Here is a 19,690-nt window from a genome sequence, read left to right as displayed (position 1 = left end):
CATATTAAAAATTTACGATTCTTTTCCTGACAGGGGCTTTTTTGCGCTTGCGAAAGCTGCAGCTTCCTCTCTTGCGACCAATAAGAAAATAAGGCGTGAACCTTGAATTGGGTTTACGCCATTGACCGCTGATTATGCGGTTTTTCTTTTATAATCTGGTTCTTACTGATCGTTCTTCCTGTGCTTTCTGCGAATGGAATCGATCCGTCCGGTTCTCAGCTTCCGCATCTTCACAAGGCCTTTGATTCCAGGTTTTGTCATTCGGCGCGGGTCGAGGATAGCCACGACTTCTTTCTGGTCCATCAGATGGCTGGAAAGCAGGATCTCTTTCACCGGCTTTCCGGTTTTCATCGCTTCTTTTGCGACGGAAGCTGCTTTCATATAGCCGATGTAAGGAGCTGCAGCAGTGATGATGCCGACGCTGTGATTGACGAGATCTTCACAATGTTCCTGATTGGCGGTGATGCCGACGATGCAGTTATCGATGAAAGTCGATACCGCATTGCGGATCTGCTCAATGGAATGAAAGAGATTATAGAAAATAATCGGTTCAAAGGCATTCAGTTCCAGCTGTCCCGCTTCGGCAGCACACTGGATTGTGACATCATTGCCGAACACATTGAAGGCAACCTGGTTCACGACTTCAGGAATGACCGGGTTCACTTTGCCTGGCATGATCGAAGATCCATTCTGCTTTGCCGGGAGATTGATTTCCCCGAAGCCGCAGTACGGACCGCTGCTCATGAGTCTCAGGTCATTTGCAATCTTGGAAAGACTCACGGCACATGTCTTGGTTGCCGCAGAGACAGCGACGAATCCATCGAGGTTCTGAGTAGCATCGATGAGATCGGAAGCCTGCCTGAGTTCCAGGCCGGTGATTTCGCTGAGATTGCGGACAATGGCATGTTCATACTTCACGTCTGCATTGATGCCGGTACCGATTGCTGTGCCGCCGATATTGAGAGTCCTCATTTCCCGCTCCGCATTGTCGAAACGGCGGACGTCACGTCTGACAACCGCAGCATATGCTGCAAACTCCTGGCCGAGGCGGATCGGAACAGCATCCTGAAGCTGGGTGCGGCCCATCTTGATCACTCCGTCGAATTCTTCTGATTTCCGGTCCAGGGCTTCGGCAAGCCTGGCAAGCTGGGCTCTTGCCTGGATCAGCAGCTTCAGTGCAGTGATCTTGCCGCACGAGGGAAAGATATCATTGGTGGACTGTCCGAAGTTCACATCATCATTCGGATTGACCAGCTTGTAGTCCCCTTTCCTGCCGCCGAGAATCTCAATAGCCCGGTTGGCGATGACTTCGTTTGCGTTCATATTGATCGAAGTTCCGGCCCCGCCCTGAATCGGATCGACGATAAACTGATCCGCGTATTTTCCATCCATGATCTCATCACATGCCTGCATGATTGCCTGTTCTTTTTCTTCCGGCAGTTCTCCGCTCTCGAAATTCGTCTTCGCGCAGGCTTTCTTGATCTGTGCCAGTGAGCGGATCATCTCCGGATGGAGACGATAGCCGGAAATGCGGAAATTCTCATAAGCTCTCAGAGTCTGCACGCCATAATAGGCATCTGCCGGCACCAGCTTCTCGCCGATTGAGTCTTTTTCGAGACGATATCCCTCTGTTTCTTCCATGTTCTTTCCCTTCCTGATCTCAGACAATTCCCCGGATTTCGCTGATATTCTCCAGACCGTGCTGCTTCACCCATTGTTCCATCCCATCGACAATTTTCGCAGCAAGCATCGGATCCGCAAAGGATGCCGCTCCGACTTCAACCAGAGAAGCACCTGCCATGATGTACTCGATCGCATCATCTGAAGAAGCGATGCCGCCGATGCCGATCACAGGAATCTTCACGGCATGCGACACCTGATGAACCATGCGCAGCGAAATCGGCTTGATAGCAGGTCCGGAAAGACCGGCATAGACATTGTTAAAGACCGGCTTGCGCCGTTCGATATCAATCGCCATCGCGAGATACGTATTCGTCAGAGACAGCCCATCTGCCCCTTCTGCTTCGCATGCCTCTGCCAGCTCGGTGATATTCTCTGCATTCGGAGACAGTTTCACAATCAGCTTGCGGGTGAAGATGCGGCGGATCCGCTTCACGACTTCTGCGGCTACCTCTGCCTTCACGCCGAAATTCATGCCGCCATTCTTCACATTCGGACAGGAAATATTCAATTCCAGGAATTCGATCCCCGCATCATTCAGCAGCCTGGCTCCTTCTTCATAGTCTTCGATGGAATGGCCGCCGAGATTCACAAGATTCACGAGATTCTTTGTCTGGATCCATGGCAGATCCTCTTTCAGATAGGCCCTGATGCCCGGATTCTCCAGACCGATGGAATTCATGACGCCAGATGGGGTTTCATGGATACGGATCCCTTCATTTCCTTTACGCGGTTCCAGGGTCAGACCTTTCGAACAGATTCCGCCCAGCTGTTCAAGATCGAAGTATTCACTGATCTCCTGGCCGAACCCGCACGTTCCTGAAGCAAGCAGAACCGGGTTGCGGAACAGTGTTCCGCAGAATTCTGTTTTCAGTGCCTCACTCATGGAAAAATACCTCGCTTCCCCGGAACACCGGCCCATCCTTGCATACGCGCTTCGTGCCGGATTCAGTCTCCAGAGAACACCCCAGACACACGCCGATGCCGCATCCCATCCTCGCTTCCATGGACACATAGAGCGCATCTGCTTTCCCGTGCTTCAGGCACTTCTGATAGAGTGCTTTCATCATGACCATCGGCCCGCAGGCAAGAATCACATCATAGGATTCCGGATCGATGTCATCCGTGATATAGCCTCCCAGCTTGACCTCCAGATGGTCTGAGACGGCAGCATATTCCTGTTCCAGAACCGGGGTCCCGGAAAAGCCCAGAAAGAGATCAACGGATGTGCCTGCTGTTCCAAAGAGGGTCTTTGAAGCAAGATACAGCGGTGCGATCCCGACTCCCCCGCCGACCATAGCTGTCTTCCCGGAAACCTTCGGAAAGCCATTGCCGAGCGGCCTGCTCAAAGTGATGGAATCCCCTCTGCGCAGCTTCGTGAACCGTTCGGTCCCTTCTCCGACCACCTTGTACAGAAAACTGACTGAGTTCTCATCCGCATCAAAGACACTGATCGGACGGGACAGAAGCGGATAGTGCTCCCAGCAGCGCAGCATATAGAACTGCCCTGGTTCCGGATGATCGCTGCAGGCTGTCTTCATGAGCCAGAAATTCTCATTGAGCTGCCTGTTTTCCAGGATCTCATGGTTCATTGACTTTTTCCCCTTTCAGACGCTGATGAATCAGAGAATCAATCTGTCCTGCTCCTTACAGGTCAGGCAGTCGGTCAATCTTCTCAATTGCCCTTAACGTGATCTTTGAGAGCAGATCTACTTTAGCTGGATAATCGGGCGTGCTCGAGGTTGTCATTCTGCCGTAGCTGTCATAGAGATTCTGACCGGTCAGAAGGATCGTACCTGCTCTTAAGCCACCCAGCAAGGATGAGACGACAAACAGTGCAGAGCTCTCATTCTCCAAGGCAAGCACATGGGCATCTGTCCATTTCTGCACACGGTCAATCAGTCCTTCATGGGCCCCAGGGCTTTCCATATAGAAGGCATCATGACTGCGCAGTATGCCGGTATAAGGCGTGACCCCGAATTCCCGGCAGGACTCACGGAGTGCCAGCACGACATCCGGATCTGCCACAGCAGGATAAGTCTCGTCAATATATTCCTTCGTGCATCCGTCGCCTCGGACTGCAGCTGTGCCGATCACGAAGGATCCGGGCGGAATATCTCTCTGCAGGCATCCTCCGGTTCCAAGCCGGATCAGTGTCTTTGCACCGATTTCTTTCAGTTCCTCGACACAGACTGCCATCGCCATGCTGCCCATGCCGGTAGACATCACAGAGACCCCGATTCCGTCTTTGGTTCCGGTATAGGTCGGATTTCCCCTCGATACCCCTGCAAGTCTCTGCTCATCAAACTGTGCTGCGATCATCTTGCAGCGATCCGGATCGCCGGGAAGAATCACGTGCTTTGCAATATCATGTTCATCTAATCCGATGTGCCACATTTTTCCCTGGGCGTTCACTAGCTTCTGAGGTCTGTATTTCATAATGTCTTTCCTTACAGGAGAGCGATTCTGCGGTTCAGACCGCTGATCACTTCTGCTCCTTTTTCCAGTACTTCTTCTTCATCGAGAAACGTAACCCGTCCATGTCTGACCAGCATTTCTCCATTCAGGATCACAGTATCCACGCAATGTCCGTCTCCGGCATAGAGGAAATTATTCAGACGGTACTCTCTGCTGATGAGACCAATGTCATGGTCCATATCCACGAGTATCAGATCTGCGGTATTTCCTTCTTTCAATTCGCCAAGATCATCATAGCCGAGAGCGTTCCAGCCGCTGACGGTCATCATCCGATAGACCGTGCCAGCATCCATGACCGTCGGATCATTCGTTGCTGCTTTCTGAAGGTAGGCTCCGGTTCTTGCTTCGCGGATCATATCGCGGTTGGAGCTGGATGCCTCGCCATCACAGCCGAATGTCACCGGAATACCTTTCTTCAGCATTGCGGCAATCGGCGGAATGCCATCTCCGATCTTCATGTTTGTGCAAGGACAATGCACCGGAATTGCTCCGCTGTCCCGGATCAAGTCAAGCTCATGATCATTCAGCCAGATGCTATGGGCAAGCAGCGTATGAGAATCCAGGATGCCAAGCTGGTTCAGAGCTTCTGCTTCGCCATGCAGGCCATATCGCCTTGCCACGTGTTCGGTCTCCATCTTTCCTTCGGCAAGGTGGGTGTGGTAGAGAATCTGGTGCTCATTGGCAAACTTCTTCAAAGCAACAGCCATCTCAGAAGAAACAGCTGGAAGTCCTGCGGGTGCGACGGAGGCTTTCAGCTTCCCATCAAGACCATTTACCCGATCGTAGACATTCTGATGAATCCGGAGAGCTTCTTCGATCGAGAACATCGGCATCTCTTTATTTTCCGGAATGTCGGTAGTGCTGACACCATAGACAGCCCGGATCCGGGAATCCCGGATCGCCCGAAGATTTCCTTCCAGGAGATTCGGCCAGGACATTTCATTCAGGACGGTGGTTCCGCATTTCAATGCAGTCAGACATCCGAGCAGAGAAGCATAATAGTTCTCTTCTTCAGTCATCATGGCATCAATCTGGAATTTTCTGATGAGCCACTGGGTGATCGGATAGTCGTCCATCGGTCCTTTGAGAATGCTCTGGCTGATATGGCTGTGGCAGTCCGCAAAGGAAGGCATTGCAAGCATGCCATCTGCCGAAATTGTCTCATAGTCTCCTTCCGGGAAAACAGAATCGCCGATCTCTGCGATCTTTCCATCCCGGATCAGGATGGATTGTCTTTTTGATGTAAGCGTGCTGAAGTCTTCAAGCTCGCAATGTTCAATCAGAATCTGCTTCATACAGTCCTCTCCTGCTTATTTCAGAACAAGCTGCTGCCGGGAACTGAAGCCTCTCTGTCTCAGGTCTGAATTCAGAAAATCGAACTTCTCCGGAATCACCTTGATGAGATACATCTCTGAAGGCAGCTTCTTCAGAGAGTCTGCCGGAATCCCTCTGATCTTCAGCAGGCTCAGATATTCTTCTGACCATGGCTCGATCAGTTCTGCAATTCCTGATATCTGCAGGCCTTTCAGCTTGCCGAACTGCGGATGATCTTCGTACACAGCCAGACATACATGGGGATTGCTGCGGAGGGCTCTGAATTTCAGTCCTCCTTCTGAGAAGATATAAACGCTTCCATTGGCATATGTGTATTCAAGAGGCGTGCAGCGGACAAAGTCCCCTGCCGCGCAGGCAAATGCACATACCCGATGAGAATGGAGAAATGCACCGATCTCCTTGCTGAGATCTTCCGGATCCATCCGGACCGCATTGCGGTCTTTCTCAATCCAGAATTGTTCTGCTTTATCGTAATCCATTCTGATTGCCTCGGTTTCCTCCTGTCCCTTTTTCCAGGCTGTACTTTGAAGAAGCGGTTCCGTAGAAGTTCGGATAGGTCTTCTTCAGCCACCATGCATTATCCACGCTGTTGATCAGCAGCAGACGATATACCTTGGCGAAATCTTCATTGAGATGCTCGCGGTCTGCTTCATTCTGATTCTGCCAGGATCCTCTCAGGCGGAATTCATCAATCAGATGAAACAGCCCCCATAGAAGCTTCGTGAAGTTCTCTTCTGCCATCAGATTCTCGTTGGCGGCAAGCACAAAGAGATTGGTCTGATTTTCCGTAAGAATCTTCCGAACAGACTCATAAGCCTCTTCCGTCAGCGTGATTGTGAATTCCGTTTCTCTGATCTGCTCCTGCTTTGTCTTCACTTCTGCTTCATCTGCTGGAGAATAAAGAAGATTCCTGCAGATCGGATCTGCACAGTCATGGAGCTTCAGGATGATTTCCGCCCCGATGCCGGTGAAGAACGTGCTTCTCAGCATTCTGGTTCCCTGCAGTTTCTCTCTCTTCTCTCTGCGATCCAGAATCGCTCCGACCGCAATCGTCGCAATGGCAATGGAGACGGGCAGAAACGCCATATCCTGGAAGAGATAGAAGAACGTATTATGCGGATCATGAAAGAACAGGATCTGCAGCAGGTAGATCAATGCAGACATAATAAAGAGAATCAGGATTTCCGTTTTCCTTGTGACCTTCATTATTCTTCTCCCAGAGTCCAGATGCCTTCATAAAGCGCCGGTCTGCCGGTCAGACGGGACCAGTTCCTATCTCCGTATTCATAATGCCACCATTCCGATGGGAGATTCGTGAAGCCAGCTTGCGTCATCACATGATAGAGCATTCTTCTTCGATTCCGGATCTTCGTATCTTCATCATGGAGTTCAAACCAATCGGTATTCGTCTTCTCTGAGAATGCATCAAAGTCAGTTCCGAAGTCCAGTTCTTTTTCATCTTCTGCCATGGTCAGATCAATTGCCCCGCCAGTCGTGTGAGCAGGCGGAAACCTGCGATTCTTCAAAGGATCAGCAACAAATTGTGAAATGAACTCGGTCCGTTCCTTCTCAGGCAGATTCTCAAGATGGAAGTCACGGATGATGTCTGCAGAATAGGCAGTGAACAGCTCTTTCTGCAGCTCAAACGGACGCCAGGCATCCCAGATCACAAGCGAAAAGCCTGATTCCAGTGATTCGGAAGCTTTCTGCAGCATCTCATAGACGCTCATGCGAAGCATGCATCTTTCTTCTGCTTGTTTCATGCCAAGCAGAGGATACTTCATCCGGATCCGGATCCGTTCTGTTTCCAGAACCGGAACCAGCGGTTCGGAAATAAACTGCGGTTCTGTTTCCTGATCCGGAATCCGGACCGACGGAACCGGTTCTCTGATAAATTCTCTCATATCATGCTCCCAGCAGACTGCCGACGATGATGCCAAGGTAAGTTCCGATCACATAGCCGAACGTTCCGACCAGCATAGCCGGTCCGACAAGTTTGTACCAGCCCTGCGAGATGGCCATGCCGGCGGCAGTAGTCGGTCCGCCGATATTTGCGTTGGAAGCAATGATGACATCTTCCAGCGAATAGTGAAGCAGCTTGCCGCCGGCAAAGCAGAACAGCATATTGACTGCAACAGCAATCAGGCAGAAGACGAGCAGCAGCGGCGCATTGCGCAGAATCAGCGGAATGCTTGCCGGTACCCCGATTGCAAAATAGAACAGATAGATCAGCCAGGTGCCAAGCTCCTGTGCCCCGTGCATCGAAGCGGCCTGCTTCGGGCAGAGCGTCGCAAACAGCATGGCAATCGTGGTGATCCAGACATACTGAGATCCGAAGAAAGCGCTGATCATGTTCAGAAACCAGTTTCCTTCCGGAATCACGCCGGCAAGTCCGGATGCGATGAGCTTAGCGATCGTGACGACGATTACGCTGTAAGCCATGCAGTAAGCGATATCTTTCAGCGAAATATCCTTGCGTGTCCAGTACTTTTCCGCCTGGGTTTTTCCATCGTCTTTTCTGCCTGCTTCGAATTCATCGATATGCGGGTGCGGAAAATGTTTCCGGCACCAGGCATTCCCTGCAGCCCCGATCAGCACCATGAAGTAGATCGCCATATTCAGATTGTCAGCAACGGTTGCGGCAGAGATCAGTGTGTCATCGACATCAAATGCTGCAGAAAGAGCAGTGAAATTCACACCTCCTCCGATATAGGATCCCGCCATCATCGCAGCCACACCAGCCAGACCCGGGATTGCTTTCTTCAGCAGTTCATAGCCGAGAATCACCCCTGCCACAGTCCCTGCCGCTCCGATCAGGAAGATGGCGAGCATCGGTCCGGTTTCGTGCAGGATCTTCTTCAGATCAGATTGCAGAAGAAGCAGCGGAATTGCCATCGGCACTGCATAGCCCCACACAGCATCATCAAAAAGCGGCGCATTCGTCGGTATGATTCTGAAATTTGTCAGGCATACCGCAATGATCAGAACAATGACGGCACCGCTGATCCGGCTTGCCCAGACATACTTCTGTTCCAGAAAGATTGTAAATGCGACGCTGCCGAACATCACTGCCATCAGCATCCACGTATTCTCTGCGCTGATCAGTGTTCCCATGATCATGTCCCCCCTCAGATATCAAGCACATTTTAGCATCCTGCAGAGCCGGAAAAAAGCAGGCTCCGATGCCTGCCGCAAGGATCAGGAATTTTTCAGCCTCTGCTTTGCACTCTCCTGAAGGTGCTGATTGGAAAGCTAATGATACTTCAGTGCATTGTCCCGGTCTCCGAGGTTCTCATACGTTTTCGCAATCAGAAATTCATTGATTGCTTTCTGAGCCGGATTCGCGGTCTGGTTCTTCTTCAGAAGCGCTTCCAGAGAGTCCGTCTGGCCATCATAGACGATTCCGAATGCCTGATCGGCATACTTCTTCATCGCTTCATTGCCCTTCATCGTATCCAGCATCACCTTGTACTGGCCGCATTCCTCTTTCCGCTCAAGCGGAAGATAATACTGGAATCCCATCATGGCATAAGCCGCTTTCTGCTGATCCGTCATATTCGTCCTGCCGATCTCTTCGAACAGTTCATCTGTCTTCTTCAGATTTCCGCGCATGATGGACGCGTTGAGTTTCAGATAGAGACGATTGTAGAGAGGGAAGCTCTTCTGCATCTCGGGACTGTCCACAAGCTGATCCAGTTCATCGAGATTTCCATGCATTACCAGGTCCATCGCTTTTTCAGATAGACGGTCCTGCTTTTTCTTCTGCACCAGATAGAAGATGAGTTCTGCTGCGATTGCAGCTATGGCAATAATCCAGATCCAGACTGTGTTTGTCATCTGCATACCTCTTATTGATTATTATCTCTGTTCAGAACTGATTTGCAAGGATACGAAAGCCTTCGGAATTCTTCTCTGAGCCGGTCATCCCTGTGCAGAAAGAAGCCATCGGCTTCAGCCGGATGGCTTCTTTCGGGTTCTATCTGACATAAGGAAGAAGAGCTTCTGCGTAGGCATCGAAATCGATGTGATTTCTTTCTTTCAGCAGCTTTACTTCCGAAGGATCAAATTCCGGATTCATCGCTCCGCAGATTGCACAGGCAATCGCTCCTGCGGTATCGGTATCACCGGCAATATTTGCTGCGATTCTGGCTGCTTTCATCGGCTTTCCTCCGGCGAGTTCAACGATCGCAAGCACGGCAGGAACAGTTTCTGCAGTTTCCATTCCCATCCCGAATTCTGTTTCAATAATTTGAGGAACCTGGGCAGGAGCTTCCCGGATCCGCTTTCTCAGAAGTTCTGTGCGCAAGCAAAGGGAAGGACCAGGAAGCTGGAAGCCTCTCGTTCTGCCTTCTGCTTCTGCTTCTTCAGCTGCAGAAATCAGTTCATCCATGGAGTCATTCCCGCGCAAGGCATAGCTCACGGCTGCAGCAATCATGGAAGCCCCGGCAATTGCAATCGAGTTATGATGCGTCGGCAGGCACAGCTGCTCTGTCCGATCTACCAGCTGCTTCATATCATGATAGTCGCTGATCAGGCCGATCGGGCTCACTTTCATGGCAGACCCATTGGTGGTTCCGAATCTTCCTGCTTTTTCAATCGGGGTTCCTTCTGCAATCAGCTGCAGCGCTCTTGCCGTGCTCGGACCGATGACGAATGCACTTGTTTCCTTGTTCTCTTCAATCCACTTCCGCAGCAGGTCCAGGTAAGCATGGACATCGAATTCCCCTTTTCCATCGATGATCGACTTGCATACCAGCAGCGTATTGACAGTATCGTCCGTCACTTCCCCTGCTTCAAACCGCCGGCCGATGAAATCAAATTCCGTGGAAGGAGAAAACGACTGTACTCCTTCCGGAAATGCCAGATCGATATGTTCTCGTGTCAGCATCTCTGTCGGCATTCCCATTGCATCGCCATAAGCGCATCCGATCAGAGCTCCGCGGATATGATTCAGAAGTTCCTCCTGTTCCATGATTCCTCCTAAGCTGCAGATGCTTCTGCAGGTTTTGATACGAGTGCTGCCAGCAGATCATCATTGAAATCTGCTGCCGTCTTCCCGAACCCGACGATATCGAGATAATCGGAAGAATTCGAGACAACTACTGCGGTGATCGGATCATAGCCAGCTTCCTTCAGCTGGTTGATGTCGAACGTGATCAGCGTATCGCCGGCACTGACATGATCGCCCTGTTTCACATGTTTTCTGAAAAAACCTTCCTTGAGATTATAAGTATCCCAGCCGACATGAATCAGGACTTCTGTGCCATGGTCTGAAGTGATGCCGATCGCATGACCAGTCGGAAATAGTGCCGTGATGGTTCCGCTGAATGGAGCGACGATCTTTCCTTCAGAGGGAATCACGCATACTCCTTTCCCGAGAGATTCTTTTGCGAATGCATCATCTTTCATCTCAGACAGCGGCCTGATTTCGCCCTTCATCGGAGAATGGATGACTTCCTTTTCATGAGTGATATTTGTTACCTGCGTGTACTGAACATCGTCTTCATTCTCACCGTCTTCACCTGGCTTATAGCTGAACCAGGTCAGTGCAAATGTGACAGCCATTGCCGCAAGACATGCAATGAGACACCAGATCAGGCCGCTGAAACTTTTAGAAGCCGGATTCACAAAGGCCATGAAGCCGGTGACACCCATGCTGATGGCATACATCGGAGAATTCGAGAGGACAAGAATCAGGCCGCCGACCAGACCGCCGGCCATGCAGTATCCGAACCGTTTCTTCACTGGCAGCGTCACGCCATAGATCGAAGGTTCAATGATGCAGAAGCAGGCACTCAGGAATGCCGGAAGTGCAATGTTCTTCATCTTGGTGCTCTTGGTGCGGAGGAATACTGCCAGGCAGGCGGCCATGTGCGTGAAGCTCGCCGGGAAAATCGAAGAAACGATCAGCGTGCTTCCGCCGGCTGCGAATTCCATAATGCCGAGGGTAATCAGCGGCCAGTGCAGACCGAAGATGACGAGCGGCTGGTAGATCAGCGTGATGATCGCAAATGCCAGGATCTTCGACTTCTCAATCAGGAAGTTGAGCGCTGCCTGCAGACCATTCTGCAGAATCATGGATACCGGACCGATCAGAAGAACGCCGATGATTCCTGCAACAAGAATTVTCAGGAACGGAACCATGAACTGACGGGTAACTGCCGGCAGATGGTTCTTGAACCATTTCTCAATCTTTGAAGCAATGTAGTTCACCAGCATGATCGGAATTACCGTTGAGGTATATCCGGTTGAAGGGAAAATGATCGGAATGCCGAAGAAGGTCTTATAGACCGGCATTGCTAATACAGTTCCTTCAAACGCAGTGAACAGCGGATCGCCTGCATTGATGGAGTCCACAATGCCCGGGAAAATCAGGAACGCGCCGAGAATCATTCCGACAAACGGATCCATTCCGAAGGCAACTGCGCTGGTATATCCGAGAATGACCGGGAAGAAAGTCAGACATGCACTGCCGAGATCAGAGAGCAGGATATTGGCGCCATCTCCGGCTGTGATGACTCCGGTTGCAAGCAGAATGGAATTGATGCCCGCAATGATTCCGCAGGCACACAGAACACCGAGTGAAGGAACCACGATCTTCGTGATTAATGCAGCAAAGCGGTTCATGAATGATCCCTTATTCTGTTCTTCCTTTTCTTCACTCTCGCCTGCTCCGGTCAGACGGACAAAATCTTCATAGACATCTCCGACCTGTGTTCCGATGATGATCTGAAGTTTTCCTTCTGCTGCCTGAGTTGAAATGATGTCTTTATTTGAATCCAGTGCTTTGCGATCTGCCTTGCTGTCATCCTTCAGCTTGATCCGGAGTCTGGTCATGCAGTGATTCGCACTCTCGATGTTATCTTTGCCGCCGACATGATCAATGATGAAAGCGGCCAGTTTCTCATATTTGCCCATATTATTCTCCTATTGCTTGTTGTAGATTGCTCTCTGGATATGAATCACCAGATAGAGCAGTTCTTCGTTGCCGATATCCACGTCATACCTTCCCTTGATGAATCCTCTGATATTGACTGCACAGAGATAGGACTCCCGATAGGTGAGCTTCATCATATTCAGCAGATCAGCATCCTTTTCGTCTTCATGGAATGTGGAATGGCTGACGATCCGCTGTGAGAAATACCGGAGATGATTGATGAACCGATAATATGCCAGAGATCCTTCCTGGATATCTTTTCCGAAGTAATCCCGGATCAGCTCCAGAATTTCTTCAATGATCTTCGTGGACTGCTCTACTTTATCAGTTCCGATGGAATTTTCGGTTTCTGCATTGATGATGTGAAGTGCAATGAAACCTGCCTCATCATCCGGAAGCTTCACGCCCGTAGATTCCTTGATGATCTCAAGCCCTTTCTTTCCGAGGGCGTATTCATCCGGATAGAAGCGCATGATGTCATACAGGAGGCTGTTCGTCACTTTAATGCCCCTTCTGTAATTCTTCAGCGCGTAATGAATATGATCGCTGAGCGATACATAGATGGAATCTCCGAACTTCTTGCCCAGCCCCATCTTGATCATCTCAACAATCTTCTCTACCAGGGTGATTTCTTCCATTGGCAATGAGACAATGATTTCCTGAAATTTGGCTGTCAGTTCTCTGGAAGACAAGCAGAATTTCTTTTCAACTGATTCCGGATTGATGAGATCACCAGGTTTCTTCTGAAAGGCAATTCCGCGTCCCACGACAACAACTTCGCAGTTATCATCGTCGATCACGACCGCTGAACTGTTGTTCAGCACTTTGCTTATCTTCACGATGTTCCCCCTTTCGCTTTCGTCCTGCTGTCTGCAGCACAGCATTCTGAAAGACTCCTGCCGCAGGCAAGAAAAAACTCGCCTGCCGCAGAAAAAGCACTAATGCACTAGTTCCTATGCAGACGAGTTAAGCTCATAAATGATGATAACCTTCCCGTCAGATTACATTCATAAAATAATAATTATTTTCATGCATGTCAATATGAATTTTCGGATTTTCAGACAGCATATGATTCAGAAAAAACTCCTCTGGACTGAATGGGTCCTGAGGAGACTAAGAATAACTAACCTAACAGCTGATTGATACCGACCCCGAACGAAGAAACCTGTACATCTCCTTCTATCGCAGAAATTCTTGTCCCGCCGGTCTCCGACATCGGATCTTTCACTTCGCGGAATTCCGCCTTGCCTTCCGATAGTTTTTCAAGGCATCTGGTCAGATTGGGAAGCACATCCGGGTTCAGCGGATTTCCGAAGCCTCTGTAATCATGGTGGGAATTGATCACATAATCATACTGATCACTGAAAGACTGAATCCGTTTCAATGCATTCGAAGCTTTGCGTACCGCAGCGTTCGGGCTCTCAGCAATTGTCTGATCGAGATACCAGTTGCAATTCACTGCATCACCGACAATCAGAGTATGCGTGAGATCATCAATAAACACAAGTTCACCAGGAGTATGTCCGGGACAATGCCATGCGGTTACTCTTCTTCCGCCCAGATCAAATACATGCCCATCTGCAATCGGCTTGAACCTGCATTGGGAAGGCCATCCAAAGATGTCCTCCTTCAGATCATAGGGGAACCATTTTCCTTCGCGTTTTGTTATCAGATCTGCATAGCCGCGTCTTTCTTCAACATCGGAATTTTCTGCAGTTCTCACTGGATCAATATCCAGCGGATGCATCCACATTTCTGTGAAATTATAAGCACCGCCTATATGATCCGGATGATTATGAGAGGCGACTGCTTCGATCGGTTTATCAGTTATTCTGCGGATCACCTTATTCAGATCACCGATTCCGATTCCCGCATCGATCACCAGAGCCTTTTCTTCTCCTTCAATCAGAAAGATGCTGGAGCAGCAGAATTCATCTATCTCATAGATTCCTTTTCTGAACTCATAAAATGGATGGGCTGCGCATTTTTCACGGCTCATTTGGATTCCTTCTTTCCTTCGACTGCAGCAGCCATGGTCTTCTTATTGGAAACCTGAAGAGAATCAAGCGCAACCACGATCAGCAGAATCAGACCTTTGACGACCGACTGTGCGTTTGAATTCACAGAAAGAAGCAGCAGGCCATTATCCAGAATACCGAGGACGAGAACACCAACAATGGTTCCGGAAACCTTTCCTTCGCCTCCTCGGATCGAGACACCGCCAAGGCACGCAGCAGTCATGCAGTCAAAGGAATAAGTAGAACCCGCTCCAGGCTGGGAGGCATTCGTACGGCCCACAAGAATCAGAGAAGCTATTGCAGATGCAAAACCGCAGAACGCATACATGGCAACCGTAAGCTTGTCAACATCAATTCCAGCTAGTCTAGCTGCTTCACGATTTCCGCCTAGCGCATAAATATATCTTCCCAGATAAGTCTTGTTCATCACGACCCAGCTGAAGACGACGAAGATCGCAAAGATAATAACCGGTACAGGGACCACTCCAATATAACCTTGCCCGATGAACTTGAATGAATCAGGCATACCGGTAATCGGATAACCGCCGGTAATCAGATATGCAACCCCCTGCAGGACCAGCATCGTTCCAAGTGTTACAATCAGCGGTGCAATATGAAGTTTTACTGCAATGACACCATTCACCATCCCGAGCAGAATTCCAACCACAATTGTGAGAATTGCAGAAAGCCAGATCGGCAGTCCGAGCGTAACCATGAAGGTTCCTGCAAGCATACCATCAACAGCTAACTGAGCACCGACAGAAAGATCCATTCCTCCGCCGATCATGACCATTGCAACACCGGTTACCACAATTCCGAAAATGGAAACCTGTCTCAGAATATTGATGAAGTTCGTCCCGGAAAGGAATCCCGGAGCAATGATCGAGAAAACAGCAATCAGTATTACGAGAAAGATATATGTCCCGTACTTCTTATAGATTTCCAGAGCTTTCATTTCAGCTATGCCTCCTGTCTGGTGATTGACGCAAGATCGAGAATTCTGTTCTGATCAAATTCGCTGCGGCTGAGTTCACCGGTCTTTGCTCCTTCTGAGATAACAATGATCCGGTCACACATGCCTAGCAATTCAGGCATATCTGAGCTCACCATAATCAGCGCATTTCCTTTTTCCGCAAGATCGTTCATCAGTGCATAAATTTCCTGCTTTGCACTGACATCAATCCCTCTTGTCGGTTCATCGAATATCACGATTCTTGAATTTGCAGCAAGTGTTTTTGCAATGACAACCTTCTGCTGATTACCACCCGAAAGATTGCCCACCAGCTGATCCATTGAAGGCGTTTTGATTGAAAGATTCCGGATATATTCCTTCGTGACTTCTGTTTCTTTCTTGCTGTCAACAAATACCCCATTGCAGAAATGTCTGATATTGCTTATGACTACGTTTGCCCTGATCGACAGTCTGAGAAACACACCCTGGTTCTTGCGATCTTCGGGAATATAACCGATTCCCTGTCTGATTGCTTCTGAACAGGAATGGATATGAACCTCTTTGCCTTCAATGAAAATCTTCCCGGATTCAATCGGATTTGCCCCGTAGAGCACTCTCATCAGTTCTGTTCTTCCAGCACCAACGAGCCCGGCAAACCCGAGAATTTCGCCTTTATGAAGAGAAAAAGAAATATCTGAATCTCCATTGCCATAAAGATGCTCTACCCGGAGAATTTCTTCCCCGACTGAACTCTTTCTTGCAGGATACTGTTCCACAAGATCCCTTCCTGCCATCAATTTGATCAGGCCTTGCCGGTTGATACTGTTCACATCTGTGGTCGTGATATACTTTCCGTCTCGCATGACTGTAATTCGATCACCCACTTCAAAGAGTTCTTCAAGCCGATGCGATATATAGATAATTGTTACGCCACGTTTTTTCAGAGTTGCGATGACCCTGAACAAAGTTCCTACTTCTTTGACAGTTAGCGGTGCAGTTGGCTCATCCATAATCAGAATCTTGACATTTCTGCTTACTGCTTTGCAGATTTCAACCAGCTGCTGTTTCCCTGGAGACAAGTTGCCCACAGTATCTGAGGGATTAAGATCAATACCAAGCTCCTGGCAAAGTTCTTCAGCTTTCTTTTCTCTTGCCTTCATATCCACAAAGGCAGAATGATCTGTATTCTCTCCCAGATAGATGTTCTCTGCTACGGAAATGCTTTGAACAAGCATGAATTCCTGATAAATCACTTCAATTCCGAGACTCTTCGAAAGCTTCGGGCTCATCTCTCGGAATTCTTTTCCCTCAATGATCATTGAACCGCTATCCGGTCTGATTGCACCTGAAAGCATTTTGATGAGAGTAGATTTCCCGGCACCATTTTCTCCGATCAGACAGTGTACCTCTCCAGGCATCACATCAAATGAAACGTGATTGACCGCAATCACTCCCGGATAAGTTTTCAGAAGATCCCGGATACTCAGTATTGGTTTCTCACTCATAAGCTCCTCCGATAAAATGAAACGGCAGAGTCGGGAATAAATCCTTTCCCTGCCGTGTGTGAATTATTCTCTGCTGTTCAGATTATTCGTAATCAGCAACATTTTCTGCTGTGATCTTCACCGGATCCATTGTAACAACATCGTGGAATCTGGTTCCTTCGATATATTTCTGAACATTCTCCGCAACCATTTTGCCAAACGATCCAAACTGCAGTGTGCCACGCTGAACATCACCGTTAGCAATATTCTTGATAGCAGATTCGGTTCCATCGCAAGAGAAGATTCCGAATCCATCTGCTTTTCCTGCAGCCTTGACCGCTTCAACCGATTCTGTCGCTGCTGCATCACCATAGCAGAGAATCATATCGATATCCGGGTATTTCTGAAGCATCGTCTCGGTTGTGGAAGTACCTGAACCGACAACATCTTTTCCGATATCAACTACTTCAAGAAGAGTAGAATCCGGGGAGAGTTCTGCAAATTTATCCTGAATACCCTGGCCTCTGTTCTGCATGTCTGTATTCTGGTAAGTCGTGTAAACAACATAGTTCACTTTCCCATCATGCTCAGCAGCTGCCCAGTCAGCAGCCATTTCCGCAATCATTTCACCGACATGATACTGATCAACATTCAATGCAATGTCGTAAGCATCAGTGATAACTCCGACTTCAACCACAACGACTCCCTGATCCATCGCTGCTTTCAATGCATCATCGCAGGAAGAATCAGAAACCATTGCAAGCAGGACGTTGACTCCTGAAGTAACCATATTTTCGATTGAAGTTACTGCTTTTCCAGAATCGTTATCAAACGAAGCTTCTGTATAGCCCCACCCTCTGGAATCGCATTCTGCCTTAAGATCTTTGCCTATCCCGATCATGAATTCGGTCTGCAGAGATGGAGCAAGATAACCGACTTTCGGAGTTGCTCCCTGCGCAACGAGACGGTCCGCATCGGCAGCAGCAGATGCAGAAGATGATGCAGCAGCTTCACTTGCGGAAGCGCTGGTGGCTGCTGCTGAGGTGCTTGCAGAGGCAGAAGAACCGCCGCAGCCTGCAAGTCCAAAGACCATTGCAGCCGTTGTGATGATACTTAGAATCTTTTTCATTTTCGTTTTCCTCCTATGATGATTCCCAGATCATTGCTTCTACAAGGAGTATATTTGTAAGCCCTTTCAGATGTAATGAGACACTCTTTTGAATTAGTGTGAAGATCTTTAGGTAGTCCAGGAATCTTTGTCATTGTTCAATTCGTGAGCGAATAGATTCGTTCAGAACCGGAGTTGTGAACACTGAGATCAGAATAATCACTCCGTAGCAAGTCCAGATCAGCATATTCGGAAGTCCGTAGAACTGAGTAGCTGCGTTGAACAGAATGATTTCAAGGGTGCCCACCAGAAGACCAAGCAGAACATTTTTATACTTTCTGAAGATATGTGTTCCAATCATTCCTCCTGCAAGGATGTTATAGGTAAGATTTGCGGAATCCAGCTGAGTGAGAAGACCTGTTCGGCTTACCTGGCACAGCATGTAATCCAGAAAAAGAAATGAACAGAGCAAAGAAGCGGTAATCAGTATTTTCCTGATCGGCATATGCATGGCGTCTGATAGAGCCGAATCACTCCCGAAAATCCTGATGCTTCTTCCGATTGTCGTCTTTTCCAGAAACCAGCAGATGCAGATCACTGCAAGTATCGTAAAAATATAAATCGGAACTCCATAAACAGAATCGTTCTGAGTACTTGCATTATTCTGAAGAATCCAGAGATTCATCCCTGAGGCTAAAGAAGTAAACAGATATCCGATTCCATAGGTAATGACTTCAAACGGGGATCGGACACTGCATGTGCATGCTGCTTTGGCAAATCCTATTGCAATTGCTATGCCGAAAGATAAAGCTGCAGAAAGGAGAACTGGAAGATTCCGGAACAGAACCAGATAAGAAAGAATCTGCTTCAGGAGAACAATAGTTCCTCCCACAGAAAGATCCACTCTTCCCGCAATCAGAAAAATCATCTCACCAAGTATTCCAGGGGCAAGAATGAGAAACTGTCTGAAATATGTCCACATCAGAGCCGAATTTCTATCTGATCTCAAAATGACCAGAATCAGAAGCAGAATCGCAAGCAGAAGCGACCAGTCAATTCTGATACTTTTCTTATTTTTCAATGCAGATTTTACCTTCCTGTTCATAAATGATTTCCGTAAGGAATTCTGAATCTTTCACCATGATATCTTCGCCAAGGTAATTCGTCATGCTGGACGTAATAATCACCACCGAACTATTTCTTGCCGTGAGCGTGCTGAAACATTGTGCGAATAACCCTCTGCCCTGGCGATCCAGATGAAGGAACGGCTCATAGCAGACTAGCAGTTCAGGATGAAAAGTAATGATTCCCTCTAGCTGAACAGAAAGACGGTCGGCACGATTCATCCTGGAGATGCTTTCTGCAGCATTTGGGTGTTTTTTACGCCAGTCGATTTCCACAGCATTCAATGCAGATGAAGGAAAGAAAAAAGAGGGTGATGAAATTTTCCTGTAGCTTGGAAGAATAATATTTTCTGCAGGAGAAAGATTGGGAAATTCTCCATTGATCCCAAGTACATCCAATCCGAGAATCGGATATCTGTTTTTCTGGAAATACCACCCTTCAGGCATTCAATGGCGTAAACCCAAAATAAGGGTCTACGCCTTTTCTTTTGCGCTGAGATCTGCTGCGAACAGGCGGAATGTAGTATAGATATATCTTGATAAATAATCTTTTTAATACGCATAATATAAGTAT

Annotated in this window: 19 protein-coding genes; all 19 read right to left on the bottom strand. The window is 48.5% G+C overall.

The annotated features are described in order from the left end of the window. Window positions 1-162: 162 nt before the first annotated feature. Window positions 163-1,641: an aspartate ammonia-lyase gene (locus tag FYJ51_RS12280; RefSeq protein ID WP_154505887.1), complete on the bottom strand. Its 1,479-nt coding sequence runs from the start codon at window positions 1,639-1,641 to the stop codon at window positions 163-165. 19 nt (window positions 1,642-1,660) lie between these two features. Further along, complete coding sequence (locus FYJ51_RS12275) at window positions 1,661-2,566, bottom strand: dihydroorotate dehydrogenase (RefSeq protein WP_154505886.1); 906 nt, start codon at window positions 2,564-2,566, stop codon at window positions 1,661-1,663. Then, window positions 2,559-3,272 (bottom strand): dihydroorotate dehydrogenase electron transfer subunit, encoded by a 714-nt coding sequence (locus FYJ51_RS12270; protein WP_154505885.1) that lies wholly within the window; start codon window positions 3,270-3,272, stop codon window positions 2,559-2,561. The genes FYJ51_RS12275 and FYJ51_RS12270 overlap by 8 nt, the downstream gene beginning before the upstream one ends. A 55-nt stretch (window positions 3,273-3,327) precedes the next feature. Beyond that, window positions 3,328-4,119, bottom strand: a complete 792-nt coding sequence (locus tag FYJ51_RS12265) for a nucleoside phosphorylase (RefSeq protein WP_154505884.1) — start codon at window positions 4,117-4,119, stop codon at window positions 3,328-3,330. A gap of 11 nt (window positions 4,120-4,130) precedes the next feature. Beyond that, window positions 4,131-5,453, bottom strand: a complete 1,323-nt coding sequence (locus FYJ51_RS12260) for an amidohydrolase family protein (protein ID WP_154505883.1) — start codon at window positions 5,451-5,453, stop codon at window positions 4,131-4,133. A 15-nt stretch (window positions 5,454-5,468) separates the two neighbouring features. After that, window positions 5,469-5,972 (bottom strand): pyridoxamine 5'-phosphate oxidase family protein, encoded by a 504-nt coding sequence (locus tag FYJ51_RS12255; protein ID WP_154505882.1) that lies wholly within the window; start codon window positions 5,970-5,972, stop codon window positions 5,469-5,471. Continuing rightward, window positions 5,959-6,699, bottom strand: coding sequence for a hypothetical protein (locus FYJ51_RS12250; protein ID WP_154505881.1), 741 nt, complete (start codon window positions 6,697-6,699; stop codon window positions 5,959-5,961). The genes FYJ51_RS12255 and FYJ51_RS12250 overlap by 14 nt, the downstream gene beginning before the upstream one ends. After that, on the bottom strand, window positions 6,699-7,397 hold the full coding sequence (locus FYJ51_RS12245; protein WP_154505880.1) for a M15 family metallopeptidase: 699 nt from the start codon (window positions 7,395-7,397) through the stop codon (window positions 6,699-6,701). Before FYJ51_RS12245 ends, FYJ51_RS12250 begins: the two co-directional genes overlap by 1 nt. Before the next feature lies 1 nt (window position 7,398). Continuing rightward, entirely contained in the window at window positions 7,399-8,607 is a 1,209-nt protein-coding gene (locus FYJ51_RS12240; RefSeq protein ID WP_154505879.1) for a DUF819 family protein, read from the bottom strand. 138 nt (window positions 8,608-8,745) lie between these two features. Next, a complete protein-coding gene (locus FYJ51_RS12235) occupies window positions 8,746-9,330 on the bottom strand; it encodes a hypothetical protein (protein WP_154505878.1) in 585 nt (194 codons plus the stop codon). A gap of 139 nt (window positions 9,331-9,469) precedes the next feature. Continuing rightward, window positions 9,470-10,465, bottom strand: coding sequence for an ADP-ribosylglycohydrolase family protein (locus tag FYJ51_RS12230; protein ID WP_154505877.1), 996 nt, complete (start codon window positions 10,463-10,465; stop codon window positions 9,470-9,472). Window positions 10,466-10,473: 8 nt separating this feature from the next. After that, the gene (locus FYJ51_RS12225; protein WP_154505876.1) at window positions 10,474-12,411 is read right to left on the bottom strand and encodes a beta-glucoside-specific PTS transporter subunit IIABC; all 1,938 of its coding nucleotides are present in this window, start codon (window positions 12,409-12,411) and stop codon (window positions 10,474-10,476) included. A gap of 9 nt (window positions 12,412-12,420) precedes the next feature. Further along, window positions 12,421-13,269, bottom strand: coding sequence for a BglG family transcription antiterminator LicT (gene licT, locus FYJ51_RS12220; RefSeq protein WP_205946327.1), 849 nt, complete (start codon window positions 13,267-13,269; stop codon window positions 12,421-12,423). A 284-nt stretch (window positions 13,270-13,553) separates the two neighbouring features. After that, window positions 13,554-14,429 (bottom strand): MBL fold metallo-hydrolase, encoded by an 876-nt coding sequence (locus FYJ51_RS12215; RefSeq protein WP_154505874.1) that lies wholly within the window; start codon window positions 14,427-14,429, stop codon window positions 13,554-13,556. Next, on the bottom strand, window positions 14,426-15,403 hold the full coding sequence (locus FYJ51_RS12210; RefSeq protein ID WP_154505873.1) for an ABC transporter permease: 978 nt from the start codon (window positions 15,401-15,403) through the stop codon (window positions 14,426-14,428). The genes FYJ51_RS12215 and FYJ51_RS12210 overlap by 4 nt, the downstream gene beginning before the upstream one ends. A 5-nt stretch (window positions 15,404-15,408) precedes the next feature. Next, on the bottom strand, window positions 15,409-16,905 hold the full coding sequence (locus FYJ51_RS12205; protein WP_154505872.1) for a sugar ABC transporter ATP-binding protein: 1,497 nt from the start codon (window positions 16,903-16,905) through the stop codon (window positions 15,409-15,411). Window positions 16,906-16,987: 82 nt separating this feature from the next. Further along, a complete protein-coding gene (locus tag FYJ51_RS12200; protein ID WP_154505871.1) occupies window positions 16,988-18,013 on the bottom strand; it encodes a sugar ABC transporter substrate-binding protein in 1,026 nt (341 codons plus the stop codon). 130 nt (window positions 18,014-18,143) lie between these two features. Further along, window positions 18,144-19,073 (bottom strand): ABC transporter permease subunit, encoded by a 930-nt coding sequence (locus tag FYJ51_RS12195; protein WP_205946326.1) that lies wholly within the window; start codon window positions 19,071-19,073, stop codon window positions 18,144-18,146. Further along, window positions 19,063-19,563, bottom strand: a complete 501-nt coding sequence (locus FYJ51_RS12190) for a hypothetical protein (protein ID WP_154505869.1) — start codon at window positions 19,561-19,563, stop codon at window positions 19,063-19,065. Before FYJ51_RS12190 ends, FYJ51_RS12195 begins: the two co-directional genes overlap by 11 nt. Between the last annotated feature and the right edge of the window lie 127 nt (window positions 19,564-19,690).

Origin of the sequence: Stecheria intestinalis (genome assembly GCF_009696165.1) — a bacterium.
GTDB classification, from domain to species: domain Bacteria; phylum Bacillota_I; class Bacilli_A; order Erysipelotrichales; family Erysipelotrichaceae; genus Bulleidia; species Bulleidia intestinalis.
The sequence above is the reverse complement of the archived record's forward strand: the minus strand, read 5'-3'. Positions and strand labels throughout refer to the sequence as shown.